Annotated in this window: 1 protein-coding gene; it reads left to right on the top strand. The window is 75.0% G+C overall.

All coding sequences use genetic code 11. From position 1 onward, the window contains the following. Positions 1-332: ATP-binding cassette domain-containing protein (locus tag AC5RV2_RS19155; RefSeq protein WP_494093639.1), on the top strand; the 332-nt coding region annotated here is incomplete at both ends.

Genomic DNA, 332 nt, shown 5'->3' on the forward strand with positions numbered 1-332 from the left:
GACGCCCCGGGCGCGCCGGCCCCCGGCCGCCCGGAGCCAGCCGCCTCCGATCCTGCCCCGCCGGGCACCGCCGTCGTCCTCGACCGGTTGGTGAAGGAGTACCCCCGTGCCGGCGGCGGAACTTTCCGCGCCGTGGACGGCATCACGTTGCAGATCCGCACGGGCGAAACGTACGCGCTGCTCGGGCCCAACGGGGCCGGTAAATCCACCACCATCGAGATGATGGAGGGCCACCGGAAGCCGACCTCCGGCCGCGCCGCCGTGCTCGGCGTCGACCCGTACCGGGCGGCGCCGTCGTTCCGTGCCCGCATCGGGGTCGTGCTGCAGGAGGC

The organism is Arthrobacter sp. Y3225116, assembly GCF_059091245.1.